At 48.7% G+C, this 16,457-nt stretch carries 19 protein-coding genes; 8 read left to right on the forward strand and 11 right to left on the reverse strand.

The features are described 5' to 3' along the window. Positions 1 to 21 precede the first annotated feature (21 nt). Both AB6805_RS00500 and AB6805_RS00505 read left to right on the forward strand, forming a co-directional pair. Positions 22 to 1,818 (forward strand): RagB/SusD family nutrient uptake outer membrane protein, encoded by a 1,797-nt coding sequence (locus AB6805_RS00500; RefSeq protein ID WP_370907499.1) that lies wholly within the window; start codon positions 22 to 24, stop codon positions 1,816 to 1,818. Between the two features lie 8 nt (positions 1,819 to 1,826). Continuing rightward, positions 1,827 to 2,720, forward strand: a complete 894-nt coding sequence (locus AB6805_RS00505; RefSeq protein ID WP_370907500.1) for a metallophosphoesterase — start codon at positions 1,827 to 1,829, stop codon at positions 2,718 to 2,720. Between the two features lie 54 nt (positions 2,721 to 2,774). Here AB6805_RS00505 and AB6805_RS00510 read toward each other — a convergent pair whose 3' ends face one another. The 3 genes from AB6805_RS00510 to lgt are packed head-to-tail and all read right to left on the reverse strand — an operon-like array spanning position 2,775 to position 5,458. Continuing rightward, a complete protein-coding gene (locus AB6805_RS00510) occupies positions 2,775 to 3,647 on the reverse strand; it encodes a DUF4846 domain-containing protein (protein WP_370907501.1) in 873 nt (290 codons plus the stop codon). A 46-nt stretch (positions 3,648 to 3,693) separates the two neighbouring features. Further along, a complete protein-coding gene (locus AB6805_RS00515) occupies positions 3,694 to 4,635 on the reverse strand; it encodes a GTP-binding protein (RefSeq protein ID WP_370907502.1) in 942 nt (313 codons plus the stop codon). Then, complete coding sequence (lgt, locus tag AB6805_RS00520; RefSeq protein ID WP_370907503.1) at positions 4,628 to 5,458, reverse strand: prolipoprotein diacylglyceryl transferase; 831 nt, start codon at positions 5,456 to 5,458, stop codon at positions 4,628 to 4,630. Before lgt ends, AB6805_RS00515 begins: the two co-directional genes overlap by 8 nt. Before the next feature lie 102 nt (positions 5,459 to 5,560). On the opposite strand from lgt, the gene AB6805_RS00525 reads away from it, so the two are divergent. The 4 genes from AB6805_RS00525 to AB6805_RS00540 all read left to right on the forward strand — a co-directional run bounded on the left by AB6805_RS00525 (position 5,561) and on the right by AB6805_RS00540 (position 8,423). Next, complete coding sequence (locus AB6805_RS00525) at positions 5,561 to 6,361, forward strand: MBL fold metallo-hydrolase (protein ID WP_370907504.1); 801 nt, start codon at positions 5,561 to 5,563, stop codon at positions 6,359 to 6,361. Positions 6,362 to 6,493: 132 nt separating this feature from the next. Beyond that, positions 6,494 to 6,955, forward strand: a complete 462-nt coding sequence (locus AB6805_RS00530) for a PA2169 family four-helix-bundle protein (RefSeq protein WP_370907505.1) — start codon at positions 6,494 to 6,496, stop codon at positions 6,953 to 6,955. 108 nt (positions 6,956 to 7,063) lie between these two features. Continuing rightward, the gene (locus tag AB6805_RS00535) at positions 7,064 to 7,672 is read left to right on the forward strand and encodes a Crp/Fnr family transcriptional regulator (RefSeq protein WP_370907506.1); all 609 of its coding nucleotides are present in this window, start codon (positions 7,064 to 7,066) and stop codon (positions 7,670 to 7,672) included. Between the two features lie 61 nt (positions 7,673 to 7,733). Next, on the forward strand, positions 7,734 to 8,423 hold the full coding sequence (locus AB6805_RS00540; protein ID WP_370907507.1) for an alpha/beta fold hydrolase: 690 nt from the start codon (positions 7,734 to 7,736) through the stop codon (positions 8,421 to 8,423). On the opposite strand, the gene AB6805_RS00545 is transcribed toward AB6805_RS00540, so the two are convergent. Continuing rightward, positions 8,420 to 9,286: a DUF4349 domain-containing protein gene (locus AB6805_RS00545; RefSeq protein WP_370907508.1), complete on the reverse strand. Its 867-nt coding sequence runs from the start codon at positions 9,284 to 9,286 to the stop codon at positions 8,420 to 8,422. The genes AB6805_RS00540 and AB6805_RS00545 overlap by 4 nt on opposite strands. A 123-nt stretch (positions 9,287 to 9,409) precedes the next feature. Between AB6805_RS00545 and AB6805_RS00550 the strand changes: the two genes are divergently transcribed. Next, positions 9,410 to 9,820 (forward strand): helix-turn-helix domain-containing protein, encoded by a 411-nt coding sequence (locus AB6805_RS00550; RefSeq protein WP_370907509.1) that lies wholly within the window; start codon positions 9,410 to 9,412, stop codon positions 9,818 to 9,820. Here the strand turns inward: AB6805_RS00550 and AB6805_RS00555 are convergent. The 5 genes from AB6805_RS00555 to AB6805_RS00575 form a co-directional block, all read right to left on the reverse strand. After that, entirely contained in the window at positions 9,788 to 10,273 is a 486-nt protein-coding gene (locus AB6805_RS00555) for a hypothetical protein (protein WP_370907510.1), read from the reverse strand. The two genes, AB6805_RS00550 and AB6805_RS00555, sit on opposite strands and share 33 nt — an antisense overlap. 212 nt (positions 10,274 to 10,485) lie before the next feature. After that, positions 10,486 to 11,295: a hypothetical protein gene (locus AB6805_RS00560; RefSeq protein ID WP_370907511.1), complete on the reverse strand. Its 810-nt coding sequence runs from the start codon at positions 11,293 to 11,295 to the stop codon at positions 10,486 to 10,488. A 14-nt stretch (positions 11,296 to 11,309) separates the two neighbouring features. After that, entirely contained in the window at positions 11,310 to 12,395 is a 1,086-nt protein-coding gene (locus AB6805_RS00565; RefSeq protein WP_370907512.1) for a Gfo/Idh/MocA family protein, read from the reverse strand. Between the two features lie 69 nt (positions 12,396 to 12,464). After that, a complete protein-coding gene (locus AB6805_RS00570; RefSeq protein ID WP_370907513.1) occupies positions 12,465 to 12,923 on the reverse strand; it encodes a YhcH/YjgK/YiaL family protein in 459 nt (152 codons plus the stop codon). A 71-nt stretch (positions 12,924 to 12,994) separates the two neighbouring features. Then, positions 12,995 to 13,660 (reverse strand): GDSL-type esterase/lipase family protein, encoded by a 666-nt coding sequence (locus AB6805_RS00575; RefSeq protein WP_370907514.1) that lies wholly within the window; start codon positions 13,658 to 13,660, stop codon positions 12,995 to 12,997. 66 nt (positions 13,661 to 13,726) lie between these two features. On the opposite strand from AB6805_RS00575, the gene AB6805_RS00580 reads away from it, so the two are divergent. Beyond that, positions 13,727 to 14,134, forward strand: a complete 408-nt coding sequence (locus AB6805_RS00580; protein ID WP_370907515.1) for a YrdB family protein — start codon at positions 13,727 to 13,729, stop codon at positions 14,132 to 14,134. Here AB6805_RS00580 and AB6805_RS00585 read toward each other — a convergent pair. Then, positions 14,131 to 15,114, reverse strand: a complete 984-nt coding sequence (locus AB6805_RS00585; RefSeq protein WP_370907516.1) for an ABC transporter ATP-binding protein — start codon at positions 15,112 to 15,114, stop codon at positions 14,131 to 14,133. The genes AB6805_RS00580 and AB6805_RS00585 overlap by 4 nt on opposite strands. Positions 15,115 to 15,363: 249 nt before the next feature. Beyond that, positions 15,364 to 16,437: a dipeptidase gene (locus AB6805_RS00590; RefSeq protein ID WP_370907517.1), complete on the reverse strand. Its 1,074-nt coding sequence runs from the start codon at positions 16,435 to 16,437 to the stop codon at positions 15,364 to 15,366. Positions 16,438 to 16,457: the final 20 nt, after the last annotated feature.

The raw sequence follows: 16,457 nt of genomic DNA on the forward strand, positions 1-16,457 counted from the left end.
CGGAACGTTAAACATTGCAACATGAAAAAATTTACGAGCTATATAATTATCGGGGTAATGGTGATCAGCGCTTCCTGCAAAAAGGATTTCCTCGATCGATATCCGCAGGATGCTATTTCTCCTGAACTGTTCTTTAAAACCGAAGAAGACCTTTCCCTCTATATGAACGGACTTCTTAACCAGGCAGGCACCGATGAATACCTCGGGGATCAGAACAGCGACAACGCCGCTACTACTGCTGCTGTGGAAATAAAAAATATCATGATCGGTTCTCCCAGCTCCCAAACCATTACCAGCGGCTGGGAGTGGAACAGGCTCCGTGATGTGAATTACTTCCTCGACAATTACAACAAGGCCGCTGTTACCCAGGACATCAAAGATCATTATGCCGGGCTGGCCAGGTTTTACCGCGCCCGGTTTTACTTTAATAAAATCGCCCGCTATTCAGATGTTCCCTGGTATGGCCGGACATTGAATCCCGGCGATGCTGACCTGCTCAAAGCCCGCGATCCCCGCACCATGGTGGTAGACAGTATGATGGCCGACCTGGTATTTGCCACTACGCACATCCGCGCGAGCGTACCTGCCGGCACACCAGGACTGTGGGCCGCTAAAATGCTCTACGCCCGTATCGCCCTGTTTGAAGGGACTTACCGTAAATATCACCCGGAACTAAACCTCGCAGGCACCGCCGCACGCTTCCTCGACAGCGCACGGGTACAGGCGCAGGATATTATCAACTCCGGCAACTTTACCATTTACAACACCGGTAAACCCGACCAGGATTATGCTGCCCTGTTTTCCAGCCAGGACCTCCTGCTGAACAAGGAAGTGATCCTCACCAATATTTACGATTTGAACAAAGGGCGTGGCGGCAATATCAACGGGAACGTTTTCGGGGATTATGAACAATCCGTTTCCCGCGACCTGGTGCAAACCTACCTGATGAAAGATGGTAAACGCTTCACCGATATCCCCGGTTATGATAAGCTGACTTTTGTAGCCGAGTTCCAGAACCGGGACCCACGCATGCGCCAAACCCTCGCAGGACCCGGCTTCGCCCGCGTCAGCGATACCAGGCCGTATATTCAGCGGCTGAATAAAAACTTCACCGGCTACCATCAGCTAAAGGGATATGTCAACAGCAACGACAATGTGATTGCCAACAGCGTTGACTTCCCCATATACCGCTACGCGGAAGCCCTGCTTACCCTTGCAGAAGCCAAAGCGGAACTAAATACACTCACGCAAACCGATCTCGATCAGTCCGTAAACCTGCTGCGTGCCCGCGCCGGCATGCCTGCCCTGAACCTGGCCGCCAGCAATGCAGCCCCCGATCCCGTACAGGCCGCAAAATACCCGGATGTAACCGGCGCCATGAAAGGCGTGCTGCTGGAAATACGTCGCGAAAAAAGAATCGAGTTTGCTATGGAAGGCTACCGCTATGACGACCTTATGAGATGGCATGCTGGTAAACTGCTGGAGAAAATCCCGGAAGGTATGTACTTCCCCGGCTTAGGCAAATTTGACCTTACCGGCGATGGCGTGGAAGATATTATCCTGATAGATAAAAGCACAGATATTCCTGCCGAAGATAAAAAGGAAAAGAACTCCCTTGGTATCACGCTGGTTTACTATAAAGCCGGCAGCATCGGGGAAAACGTAACCGTATATCTGAAAAATGGCGTTGCAGGTGGCACCCTGGTAACGGAAACCAACCTGCGCAAGTTCACGGAACCCAAGTATTACTACCGCCCGGTACCCTATACGCAGGTAGCGCTGAATCCTGCACTGAAACAGATTTTCGACTGGCAATAAACATGATTATGAACAGAAGAGATATCCTCAAACACACCGGGCTCCTGGCAGCCGGCACCCTGCTGGGACCGGCCGCCGTGAAAGCGGCTGCAAGCGGCAAACGTACACCGGTTCTAACCGTGGCGCATATAACGGATGTGCATATACGTGAAGACCTCAACGCACCCGCAAGATTTAAAAAATGCCTGGAGGAAATAAAAACCAAAAAGGTGGATTTCTTTCTCAATGGCGGCGACTCTATCTTCGACGCCTCCTACGATACCGTAAAAAGGGAAAGGGTTACACAACTCTGGCAGATCTGGGATGAATGCATCAGCAGCCTGAAATCATATGATCTCTACAGCTGTATCGGCAATCATGATACCTGGTGGAAGGCGCCCTCCAAAGACGACAGCATGTATGGGAAAGACTATGTAGTAAAGCGGCTCAATATTCCGCACCGCTATTACAGCTTCACCCGCAAAGGATGGCACTTCATTATCCTGGATGGCAACAATGAAAAAATTGCACTGGACGAAGAACAGTACCAGTGGCTGGAACAGGAGCTCCAAAAGCTGCCTGCCGGAACGCCTACGCTGCTGATGTCGCACTACCCGATCCTTGGAATTACCCCCATCCTTGTAGGCGGCGGCCACTCCGATCATCAGCGGTTGAAAGCCCTCTTTTTCAAACACCGCGATAAAGTAAAGGTATGCCTCAGCGGGCATAATCATCTTTCCGACAACGCAGTGTACAATGGCGTACGCTATTGCTGCAATGGCGCCATGAGCGGCTTCTGGTGGGAAAAGGGCGATAAGGAATCTGCCGGTGAAGGTTATTACTTTGAAACGCCTCCCGGTTACGCTATCCTGAAATTATATGCAGATGGTGAAGTGGAAAACGAATATTTCCCACATACCTGACCAGGTTAAATAAGTGTATGCCTGTTTACAAGCTTTGTAAACAGGCATACTTTTTTACCGAAACTGTGCCAGCTCCCCGGCATCGAACACCCATTCCGGTGTCAGCAGTTTTCCCGTAAATCCGGCCGGGTACCAGGGCGTGGCACCACCCGGATTTTTCAGTACATGGATATTCTGCGCAGGCATATAACTCTGCGCCAGCAGGAAAATCCTTTCCCCGGCGGCATTTTCCGCCACATCCATTACAATCACCGCATGACCGGGCGAACCACCTTTAATAAACACATTTCCCGGCAGTATTTTACGTGTATCCTTTACCGGTAGTAGTTCCTTGCTGAGTGATAAGGTACCGGCCCAGGAGAATACGGTTTCGAGGTAGTTGCTGAAACAGGCCGGCCCGCTGCATGCCGCAGCCTTTCTTACTTTCACCAGGCGGTTCTGTTTTAATACAAACCGGTCGCCTTGCATCCAGCTGTTGTAATCCATCAGCGTACCATCGGTGGCATGAAAAGCAATCTTTCCCAACTGTTTGGTTTGATACAGGTATTCCGCATACAGGCGGATCACGGCATCCGCGCATTGCTGCAGGTCCTTGTTGCCGGTAGAAATATCCAGTACAGCATATTGTGCCTGTTGATTACCCTTTAAATGCCCGTTATAAAGATATACTTTGTTATCCCCCTTCAGGGGCATGGACCGCAGCCAGGCGCCAAAACTGCCGGCCGGTTGCGGCACACGTGTAAATCCCGCCGGAAGCGGCAAACCGCCTACAGACGCAGGAGGCATTGCTCCATTGGAAAACCGAAGCTCAGGGATAGTTGCCGACAGTACGGACAATCCGCTTCCCAACGGCCAGGCATATACGAAGGTGGCTGGTAAAGTAAGGGTAGCTATCAATAATGTGGTAAAACCGCGGGCGCTGATCATAACAATGAATTTCAGGAAAGATGCCGTTACCGGATTTTTCCATAAATTATTTTCTCAGCGCCGGTGTGAGTATCCGGTGGATAGTAGGTGTTTTTAATTCTTTCCCGATAAATACCAGTGTGGAAGATGGAGTGGCAGTACCCCACTCTCCTGCCGGTTGTATGTGCAGGTATTTCCCGGTAGATTGTACCAGCATTTTTTCAGGCGTATCCTTTACCCGGATATACCCTTTGATACGGTATAGCTGGTCCGGGTAAGCATTGAAATGAAAATCCAGTACAAATACCAGCATGTTCAGGTCAAAGGCTTCCGGCGATTCAAACAGTACCGTGTTCACTTTATGCGGATGCTTCACCGGCGCAACAGCCGAAACAGCGGCGCCTACCGGCTTCTCCGGGAATTGCAATTCCTTCAGGGCAACAGACCCATCTTCTGAAGTGGTGATAAACGCCAGCGGGTTCATTTGCTCCAGCTGTTGGGAAAGATAAATCAGTTGCGGTACCGCCAGCTGCTTTATTTTATTGATGATGATAACGTCTGCACAGGAAAGTTGTTTACCGGCTTCCGGCACCTGTTGCAATCTTTCAAAAATATTTTCCGCATCCACCACGCAAACGGTGCTCGCAAGCGCGTAATGCCGCTGCACGTCCGGCATGTGGAACATACCGATGATGTTGCCCACATCGGCAATACCGGTGGTTTCAATAAACACATGATCCGGCCGTTCTTCTTTTTGCAGGATGTTTCCCAACACCTCCAGCAGATCGTTATCCAGTGAGCAGCAAATGCAGCCGCTGGTGAGTTCATACAGCTGGTCTATTTTTTCGGTGATCAGGCCGGCATCTATATTCACCTTTCCAAACTCATTTTCGATCACAATATTATTATACCCGGTGAACTGCCGCAACAAACTATTCAGCACAGTGGTTTTGCCCGCTCCAAGGAACCCGGTCAATATATACACCTTTATACGCTCATCCCTATCCATATCTCTGCTTATAAAAAATTAAAAAATAAATACCCAACACAATCAGCGGGAGGCTCAGTAACTGTCCCATATCCAGCAGGTGGCCGGCTTCAAAAGCCACCTGGTTTTCTTTCACAAATTCGATCAGGAAGCGGGCGCTGAATACCCCCGTCAGCAGCCAGCCAAACAATTTACCAGGCTCCGGGCGATGCCGGTATAAAAACCACAGCCATCCGAAAATGAGCAGATATGCCAGCGCCTCGTACAGTTGGGCCGGATGACGCGGTATATCATCTACCCTGGTAAATACCACAGCCCAGGGCAGCGTGGCCGGCGTACCGATAATTTCGGAATTAAAGAAGTTGCCAGTCCTGATCAGCGCGCCTGCCAGCGGCACTACCAGCGCCAGGTGATCCAGCAGCCACATAAGCGGCACCCGGAAACGGTAGCTGAAAAGCACGGAAGCCAATACAATCCCGATGGCCGCGCCATGACTGGCCAGTCCTTGGTAGCCCGTAAAAGTAAACTGGCCACCCGAAAAGGTAAATGGCAGGATGATCTCCCAAAGATGTTCCCGGTAATATGCCCAGTCGTAGAACAAACAATGCCCCAGGCGCGCGCCCAGCAACGTACCGGTGATGATATATACCAGCAACCGGTTCAGCATTTCGCGCGACTGCCGCTCCCGCCGGAATACATACCGCAATATCATATACGAGGCCACAAAAGCCAGCATAAAGCCCAAACTGTAGTACCGCAGCGCAAAACCGCCGATACGGAAAATTTCGGGGGAAACACCCCAGTGTAAAAAGAGCATCAGGATCAGGTTCGTTATATCCTGCAAACATAATAAAACAAATATAACAAATAAAATAATCTGCAACATCGTTGCATATTAAAATACCCATCTCAGCAAATCTCGACTTGAAATTTTACCTTTGCCCACATGTCGCTATTTATTACATCATTGAATTCGGGAAGCAACGGAAACTGTTATTACATCGGGAACGACAGTGAAGCCGTGCTGGTAGACGCAGGGATTTCGTGCAGGGAAACCGAAAAACGGATGGCCCGCCTGGGACTTACCATGAACAAGGTAAAAGCGATATTTATTTCACATGAACACATCGACCATATCCGGGGCGTAACCGTGCTGGCAAAAAAATACCGCCTGCCGGTATATATTACCAACATGACAATGGTACATGGCGGCCTCACCCTGGAAGAACAGCTGGTGATGACGTTTAACCCTTACGAACCGGTACAGATTGGTACCCTGTCGGTGACTGCCTTCCCCAAACATCACGACGCCTCCGAGCCCCATAGTTTTATTGTAGCCGGCAATGCCGTGACCATCGGGATCTTTACGGATATCGGCGCTCCCTGCGAGCATGTGATCCGTCATTTTCAACAATGTCATGCCGCTTTCCTGGAAGCGAACTACGACGAAGAGATGCTGGACAAAGGCAGATATCCTTATTACCTGAAAAAGCGTATCCGGGGTGGGAAAGGACATTTATCCAATAAACAGGCCCTGGAAATATTTACTACCTACCGCCCTCCTTTTATGAGCCATCTCCTGCTGGCCCATCTTTCCCGGGATAATAACAGTCCCGCGCTGGTACAGGAACTTTTTGACCAGCACGCTAACGGTACGCAGATCGTGGTAGCTTCCCGTTTTGAGGAAACGGCCGTGTACCACATTTCCGTCCGCAATACCTGCGAAGTTCTGCCACAGAATGATTAAACGCTTCTACACTTCTTTTTTTACTTTATAAAAGCACCTTACCGCTTCTCCCTTGCCAGTAGCATCATTCCACTGCCCGCCGGTACTGGTATGCTTTATGGTGGATACCTGGTACATCTAAAAAAAATTACCATGGAAACTATCACACCAACTGCCACTAACGAGGTATTGAACGACCTGATTGCTATCAACAACGATCGCATTGCAGGTTATGAAAAAGCGCTGAAAGAACTGGAAGAAGGTAATGCCGATCTGAGACCTCTTTTTACCGATATGATTGCGGAAAGTCACCAGCTCAGAAATGCACTCGGTAATGAAGTACAGGCCAACGGCGGAACAATGGACTCCGGTACCACAGCCAGCGGTAAAATTTATCGCGCCTGGATGGATGTAAAAGCAGTATTCACCGGCCATGACCGTAAAACAGTGCTCTCCAATTGCGAAGCCGGGGAAGACGCTGCACAGCGGGCCTATAAAGATGCGATAGAACATGAAACGCTGCCCGCTTACATCAAGGAACTCCTGACACAACAAAAAGCAGAGCTGAGACGCTCGCACGACCAGATAAAAGCATTACGGGACCAGGCTAAGTAAGACAACTAGTATATCATCAACCTGCAGCAGGGGACATATCCCTGCTGCTTTTTTATTTGGAGAGAAAAATAACGGTGAATTATTATCTTGCAGGCAAACAATGCCGCTATGGATCATGTATTGCCCGCCTGGTATGACCGGCTCATGAAAAAATACCCGGTAGTAACCCAGGCAGAGTGGCAGCTGCTGGATAACATTGCCACCGTAAAACACATAAAAAAAGGAGACGCCTTCCTGAGGTACGGCAAAGTAGCCCGCTACTCTGCTTTTGTTATATCCGGCATGTTCAAATTCGCTATCCTGGATGAAGAAGGAAATGAGAAGATCGTAAAATTCGGCTTCGCAGATGATTTTCTCGCCAACTGTGAAAGCTATAATAGAAAAGCGCCTTCCGCTATCAGCATTATTGCCGTGGAAGACGCCGTAATATTGAGAATAAATATCAAAAAGCTGCAGCCCCTGTACGACCTGCACATGAACCTGCTGCATGTAAACCTGCAGCTGTACCAGGAACTGCTGGAACAGCAGTCCGAACACCAGTACATCCTTTCTTTAAAAAGTCCGCTGCAGCGTTACCGGTTCCTGCTGGAACGGCGCCCCGCCATCATACAAAAAGTATCACTCACCAATATTGCACGGTACCTGTATATCAGCCGGGAAGCGCTGAGCAGGGCACGGTTATTCCTGCTGGACCGGACCCGTAACTTTTGTGACTGAGATCACGGCCGCCCAATTTTTCCCGTAATAGTTTTGTATCAAAAAAGATATGAAGCAAAGCATGATCTTATTGCACGGACTTTTCGGCGGACTTAGCAACTGGGAAGGCGTTGTTACACGTTTTCAGCCGCATTACGATATACACATTCCACCTCTTCCGATTTACGGGGCGCAGGCCGGCGATCAGCTGGGATACCTCGTCGATTTTCTTGATCAATACATCCGGGAGGCCGGGCTCGAAAACGTAATCCTGGTGGGCAATTCACTGGGGGGGCATGTAGCCATCCTGTACACGCACCGCTTTCCTGAACGGGTAGCCAGGTTGATTCTTACGGGCAGCTCCGGTTTGTATGAAAATACCAGCATGGGTAGTTATCCTAAGCGGGGCAATTATGCATATATAAAAGAACGGGTGGCCTACACTTTTTACGATCCCGCAGTTGCTACCGATGCCTTGGTGGCAGAAGTATTTCAAACTACTACTGATGCACAGAAATGCATCTGCATTGTAAGGATGGCGAAATCTGCCAACCGTAATTATGTAGCGGCGCTACTACCGGAAATTCGGGTGCAAACATTATTGATCTGGGGAACGGAAGATAAAATTACTCCGCCGGAAGTAGCCCTGGAATTCAGGCGTTACCTGCCGCATGCCACCCTGGTAATGATAGACAAGTGTGGTCATGCACCCATGATGGAACAACCGGCGGAGTTCAATAAAATACTGGAAACGTTTCTTGCTGAAGGCTAATGCTTACGTAATAATAATTTGCGGTAGGCCAGCCAGCCCAATGCACCTGCCAGCAGGAAAGGCCATAACTGTATAAAGAAAAGCAGGATGTTGCGGAAAATTTCAGCGCCGTTGCGCAGGGCCACCAACAGCTCTGTACCAAAACCGGCGCGGGTTACACGGTCGGGATTAATCACCACCTGCTCGTCGGTTACCTGTGGCTGGAACAATTGCACCGTAAAAGTGGAATAAGCCACATCATCGAGGATCACGAGGTTATCCATCTGCCGGTCGATGGCGGCAGCGGCTTTCTGGTCTTTGTACTCCACCACATCCAGCGTGGTACCTTTCTTTGCAGGTGTAACCTTACTCAGCTGCGCTTCCTGTGTTTCCTGTTGCTCATTCTTTAACGCATTGGCCAGGTATTTCAGGGTCATATCCTGGTCTTTCACCACGCGGTGATCAATAAACCCTGCGATGGCAGTGAGTGAATACACTACTGAGTCGAGGTGTTCCACCGGCACTTTCAGTGTGAGGTTGGCAGTGGGCGTGTACAGCTGAACACTCTTCACCGAGTCGGTGGAATAAGGCACGCTGAAATGTTGTACGGATTCATTCTGCAGGTTGCTTTCCACTACAATTCCGCCCAGGCGCGTTACCAGTTGCTCCATACGGGAGGTAGCCTGGAACACGTCACTGACGCGGCACCGCACATCGGCGGACTTTACTCTTTTGCGGGAAGCGGAATTCAATTTTGTGATGTCGTTGGAGAAAGACGTAGAATCAGCAGTAGCTGCATAGTCTCTCATTTCTTTGTTCATACCTCCCTGGCAGGCACACAGAGCCAGCAGGGGTATACCCAGGTAATAGAGTGAAAGGCGCATAACAGGAGAATTTAACCTTTATACAACGGACGCAGAAAAGGTAACCTTTCAGAAATGTTAAAGTGGTTGTGATGGGTTACATGATAACCTGATTTAGTATCTTTAGGTAAGATATAAAATACCATGCCCGTACTTCCTCAGAAATATCAGACCAGGAAAGCAGCAATCACTGCTGACTTTATTGCTGCGGTGAATGAACACATCGACCAGGTGATGGATGGCCGCATAGACCAGATGTATCATATCAAAGATTTTGCGCGCCAGTTGTATATTCACCCGGTGCATCTCAGCAATACTATTAAGTTACACACCGGTCATGCACCGTGCTACTTTTTTGAAATGAGATTAATGGAAGAAGCCAGGAAGATGTTACAGAATCCATCGCTCACGGTGACGGAAATTGCCACGAAGCTAACATTCGACAATTCCAATTTTACTAAATTTTTTAAACGGTTTGAAGGCGTTACGCCGTCCCAATACAGGCTACAGCATGCGGCTGCCTCAGAGGTAGCGTTGCAGGTAAATGGGCTTTAAGAAGTAATAATTATTCAGGGGTTTGTTATCGAACAGGTCGCCGTCATCAAAATAAAACCCGTTGGTGAACTCTGTTTTGGAGTTGAGTTGTATTTTACCCGTGTTGTGCTCTACGATAAAATACACGGGGATGATCACATGATACTTACCACTTTTCCCGGTAAATTTATTCCATTTAATATCCAGTTCTTCCAGCCTGAAAAGGCGTGGTTTCAGGTTTCCGGCTACATTGGTGGAGCAATCCAGCTTGGTGATCACACCATGATCCACTTCTGCTTTCAGTGAAAAAGCGAGGCTGGTAGCACCGCCCTTCATGGGCACGAGGGCTGAATCCATAAACCGGCTTAGCTGCTGATAAGTGTCGTTGAAAGAAGGGGTTTGGGCTTTGGAGCTGATACCGGAAAAAAGAATACCTATGTGGAGGAAAATGATATAGAAACAGTTAAATCTCATAATATCAGTTTTTCATCTGGAATAACGTTCACGCCTATCCTGTTTTTACTGCATAGTTAAGTTACGATTTCTTCCGGCTAAAAAGATCGCAGGCGTAGAAAAAATTCAATATAATTGAAAGGCACGAGGTTGCATATGGCAGGTAAATATTATTTAAGAGCCGTTGTCTTTCTCCCGGCGGAGCTGAAGGAGAAAGACAACAACAGAGATGTTTACACACTGGCCGGCTGCGGTATTGCCGCCTTCAGCTTTTTACGGTGCAGGTAATGCGCCATTCCTATCTCCAGGCAGGGTATAGCGAGGATGAGCAGGAAAGTGATCAATACGCCTTTTTGTAATCCTTTCAGGAAATGATCTACCTGGATAAGGGCAATATTGATAAACAGGCCTCCGTTGATGATGGCAGTAATTTTTGTTTCCATAAGATCCGCACTGACGCCCTCTTCGAGTCCTATTTTTTCCGAGAGCATTTTGCGGATGTATTTTTTCATGGTGTAGGCAATGCCCGCACCTTTGGTGGTGCGCAGCATAAAGGCAGCCAGTTTGCCCTGTACGCCTTCTTTGGCAGCCTGCTGCTCCAGCGTAGTGCCGTATACGTTATAGATCAGGGTGCCGGCGGTGTCAATCAGCTCGTTGGTGGTGAGCTTTGATAGATCAGCGGGGCTCCCGTCCGGATTGCGGAACAGGGATTGTATGGCTGCGGATGCCTGTTCATCAAATACTGCCGGTACATGCTTTGAATATATGCCGGCATGCATTTTTACATCTTTACGAAGACTATTAAAAAAGCCCCATTTAAAAGCAAAGAACCCTGCCAGCAGCGGCAGCACAAAAAACCAGCAGTAAGCAATGATGCGGAGCGCTTTATTGGAACGTGGCACCAGTATAAATTTCCGCAATACAATCACCAGTACTACAGCGATAATAAAGGCAGTGAGGCCGGCCAAAAAGGCTCCCCACATAAATTTTCCGGGGTTGGTAAATTCTCCGATGAGGTTAAAATAGTTAACAACAGATTTCATGGGGTTAATTTTTATCAGAATTTAATAGTCTTCCCTGTGCGGACCGACTCGCGGGCAGCCGCCAGGATACGCACTACCATTACATTATTGGCCGGTGCATACAATCCGTCCGCCGGCATGGTTACTTTACCATTCAGCACATCTATCAGGTAGTTGAACGGATCCTCATACACTGGTATATCCGTTGCCGTTATACGGCGTGTGATGGCGGGCGACCGTTCACTATTGCGTTGAATAAGGGTATTCTTATCGGCGGCAATGAGATAGCCTTTGTCGCCATATACTTCCATATCCTTCCGGCTGAAGCTCCAGTTCCACGACGCCTGGATGGTACACTGCGTATCGCCATAGTCCACCAGGATAGTGGCATCATCTTCCACTTTTGGATACACCTGTGGTTTAAAATGACGCGCCACCGCGGTAACGGATACGGGCAAACGATTTTTCATGAGATGGGTCATGAGGTTGGCGCCGTAACAGCCGAAGTCCATGAGTGCCCCGCCGCCGTTCAGCACCGGGTCGGTGAGCCAGTTTAGGAATTCCGGGCCGCAGCCAATTTCTTTAGGTCCCTGGTGGCCGTCATTTACCGTCACCTTTCTCACTTTGCCGGCGTAGCTGCTATCTTCCAGCAACTGGAAGGTTTTGGCTACGGACGGATACCAGCTCGTTTCATAATCGGTGAGCAGCTGTACCTTGTACCGGCGGGCCAGCGAGTCCATATACACCGCGTCGGCCACGGTAGTGGCCAACGGCTTTTCCACCATAATATGAATATGCCGGGGTGCGGCCGCCTCCACCACTTCCCGGTGGGCCTTGATGGAGCCAAATGCCAGCACTGCAGCGGGCTTCACTGCATCCAGCATTTTACCGAGATCCGTATAAAAAATATTCTCAGGAAGATGATATTGCCTGGCCCTCAATTTAGCGACGGCCGTATCAGGCTCATAGATACCGGCAATCTGGATGTCCCCTTTGTCAGGGCGACCAAGAATAAAAGCCGCATGCCCATGTGATACACCGGCAACGGCTACACGCAGTGGCTGGGCTATGATGCAGCCAAACACATGCATCAGCAGGAAAGTAAAAATAACAGAACGCATCCCTAAATCTAGGAAATATGTGCAGCTTTTAATAATAGAATAGATAAACGGTCAATGACCATCAGAAAATTACAGGCTCACCGCTATTTTAATGACCACTTTCTTTACCGGCATAGGCGTGCTTACCTTGATGTTGGGCATATGCAGGTCGGTAGGAAAGAAAATGGCAAACATGCCTTTTTCCAACCGGGAGAAAAACATCGGATGCTCTGCAAACAACTGGTAGTCCGCGGTTTCATCATATGTTTTGGAAGGCGCCTGTTCACGCAGGAAGTCGTGGCCAATCAGTTCAGAACCTGACACCATATACTGGATATCGATGTACTTCTTATGCGCCTCCATTTGCTCTGTGGAAGCGTCTACGGTATCATATTCGTTTACAATAGCGAAGATATTACTTCCATCGATTTCGTACTTTCCCTTTTCCAGGCCTGCCAGGTCTGTTTGTGCCAGGTACTCAAAAGCCTTGATAAATTTAACCCCCAGGCGGTAGTAAAGATGGGCATTCTGCAGTGTATCCAGTATCATGTTTTGTAAAAAGGTGTTAATAAGGCGGCAAGATACTTTTTTTTCTATATACCAAACCTTCCGGCACTCATCTACTTCTTTAACAGGTGAGGCTGAACAGCTTTCTCCCAGATGGCATATCCCTTTTTGTTCATGTGCAGCATATCATTGAGAAACAGCTCCTCGCGCGACTTCCCCGTTTTGTCGAGCATCAGCGAAAAGATATCGACGTATACGATATGTTTTTCTTTGGAGATGTAATCTTTGATCAGTGCATTCGACTGCTTCACTTTGTCCACGTACTTCACCCGGGAAGGACTGGGTTTCATTGAAATATACACCAGCGGTGTTTCCGGCAGTTTGCTTCTGATAGTTGTATATAGCACTTTAAATCTTTGTAGCAGGGAATCTGCGGTGGCTTTCTCATCTACTATATCATTTTCTCCCACATAGATCACTACCTGGCGTGGATGATAGGGAAAGATAATATCGTTGGCAAAATAGGTGACATCGTTGGTGATAGCGCCGCCCACTCCCCTGTTCAGCACTACATAGCTGCTGAAATTCCTTTCCAGGTCGTCCCATTTCCTGATGGAAGAACTGCCCACAAACAGGATCGGATGTTCCGGAGGCGCATACATCTTATCAAATTCTTTGATGGTATTAACATCCTTCGCAAAACGCATGGGTGATTGGGCAAACAGGGACCCGGTTACGTGGAGCAAGGTAAAACCCAGCAGGAACAAATATCTTCTCATAACGATTTAATTTTTCAGCGAGCTTTAAGATAAACGAAAAATATTTAATTTAGAACAAACTATTACATGAATACCCATCCTGTCAACTTAGCCGTACGTTTTCTGCTGGAAATTTTAATGCTCGTGATATTGGGTTACTGGGGCTGGCGCCTGGGTAACGGATGGTGGTCGTATGTACTGGTGGTGGCCTTTCCACTCACCGCTGCAGTACTGTGGGGCGTATTCCGCATCCCTAACGATCCAAAGGCTGCGCCGGTAGCTATTCCCGGTGTAGCGCGACTGCTACTCGAACTTTTACTGTTTGGATTGGCGGCGTGGGCATTACACTCATTGGGTTATCTGCGCGAAAGCATTGCGCTGGCAGTAGTGGTGATTATACACTACGCCGTATCCTGGGACAGGACCTGGGTCATGCTGCAAAACAAGCCCTACAACGGGTTTGCGGGCAAGAAGATCATGGGAATAAAACCTTAGATATACCAAACGGTTTCGGGCGCTACGCTTATATTCACCGCTGCGCCTTTTTTCAGGCCGGCATCCGTGGTTTTGATGGTCACCACTTCATTTCCCAGCGCCACTTCGGCTTCAAAGAAACTGCCATAGTAAGCGATATCACGGATCTTGCCGGGCACGGCATCTTTTTTTGCACGAACAATTCTGAAGTCCTCCGGGCGGATAAAGATGCTTTTACCATTCAGTGTAATGCCTGGCAATCCGTCCAGCACAGCGGCTTTCCCCGGGGAAAGGAGATTATATTTTCCAAATAACCCGGCTACATATTCATTCACCGGCTGGTTATAGATTTGTTGCGGAGATCCCTGCTGTACAATTTCCCCGTCTTTCATCACCAGTATTTCATCTGCCCAGGGCAGGATATCCATCGGATCGTGGGAAATTAGCATCACGGTGATACCGAGCTTATCGCCTATATCACTGATCACTTTTTTCAGGATGCTTTTATGGATCATGTCCAGGTTGGAATAAGGCTCATCCAGCAAAAACAGCCTGGGAGAAGAAATGAGGAGTCTTGCCATGGCAATGCGCTGCTTTTCACCACCCGACAGCTGATCTGTTTTTCTTTTGAGCAGATGTGAAATCCGGCAGATGTCGTAGATCTCTGCGGCTTCTTCATCGGTGAGCTTATTAGCATAGGATAGAATTTCTTCCACCCGGTAGTTATTTCTCAGTTCAAAATGCTGGGAAAGATAAGCCGTGCCGGGATGTCCTGGAATCAATACTTCCAGCGCCCCTTTCACACGTTTGCCTTCAAACATCACCGTACCGGCATCTGCCTGGGCCATGCCGCCAACAATTTTCATCAGGGTGCTTTTACCGGAGCCGGTTTCGCCCGCGATCACTATTTTCTGAAATGCGTGTTGTGTGAAGCTGACATTCTTTAAAATATAAGCGCCGTGCAGTTCCTTGCTGATGTTTGAGACTTCGAGAAAATTCATTCGCGCAAATTAGTAAAAATAGCGGAGTTTGTCTTTCTCAGGATTACGCTGATTTTACTGATTAGCTGGATTTTTACTTTTGGATTTTTTTTGGAGTTTTTGATTAATAATATTTAAGGGAGATAAAAAGGCGAATATATCCGCTTTTATCTCCCGTAATCCTTTATAAAATCCAAAAGTAAAAATCCAAAAGTAAAAATCCAGCTAATCAGTAAAATCAGCGTAATCCTGAGAAAGACAAACTCCGCGCTAATCGCGCCACGCATCCCGCAGGAAACGCAGCCAGTTGCCATGCATTACATTGTCGATGTCTTCATCGCTGTAGCCTCTTTTAGTGAGGAGTGCGGGTAGTTGCTGCATATCGGCGATTGTTTCGAGGTCGTAAGGGCATTGCTCTTTACCGAAGGCGCCGTCGAGGTCGGTGCCAATGCCTACGTGGAGTGAGTTACCGGCGATCTGGCAGATATGATCCATGTGATCGATCATTTTTTCCAGGTTACAGCCCATGCTTTCGGGTGTGGAGGTACCACGAACCCATCCGGGTACCATCATCCAGGCGTCGAGGGCGCCACCGATAACTGCGCCTTTCTGAATGAGTGTTTTGATCATGTCGTCGCTGAACTGGCGGTTATGATTTACCAGGGCGCGGCAGTTATTATGACTGGCCCATACCGCTCCGTTAAACAATTCCATGGCATCCCAAAAGGCATCATCGCACAAATGCGTGGCGTCGAGGATCATATGAAGCCGTTCCATTTCACGGATCAGCTGTTTACCTTGTTCATTAAGCCGGCCCGTGGCATCGGTGCCGTTGGCATAACGCCCCGGGCCGTAGTGTGCAGGACCAATGGCGCGTAATCCTTTATTGTAGGCCTGTTCGAGGTACTTCAGATTTACGATAGAGTCGGCTCCTTCGAGGCTGAGGATGTAGCCAATGGGCTTTTTGTCGTTGGGCGTACCATCGTTCCACAATAGCAGGTGTTGTTCCAGTCCTTGTTTATCTTTGATCATCACCATTTCTCCGGCGTCTTCCATCGCTTTATACCAGGCCAGCTGCCCCTGCGTTTGCGCCCAGGCCTGTTCAGGAGAGTGCCATCCCGGCAACGGATTGTCCGGTGCCACATAGCGGCCTATCTGGGTGGCTACTACCAACCCGATGTTACCTTTCCGTAGTTCAGGGAATGCCACCACTCCTTTGCCACGGTCGGGTTTATCGTTCATGCCGGCTTCTCTCGCACGGATGGCGGTTACCGGCTGTTGCAGGTCCCTGTTCCATTCCAGCGCATTCATGCTGAGATCTAAATGTGCATCTATTATAAACATAGTTCGCAGATATCCAAATG

It is taken from the genome of Chitinophaga sp. RCC_12 (assembly GCF_041360695.1).
In the GTDB taxonomy this organism is placed as follows: Bacteria; Bacteroidota; Bacteroidia; order Chitinophagales; family Chitinophagaceae; genus Chitinophaga.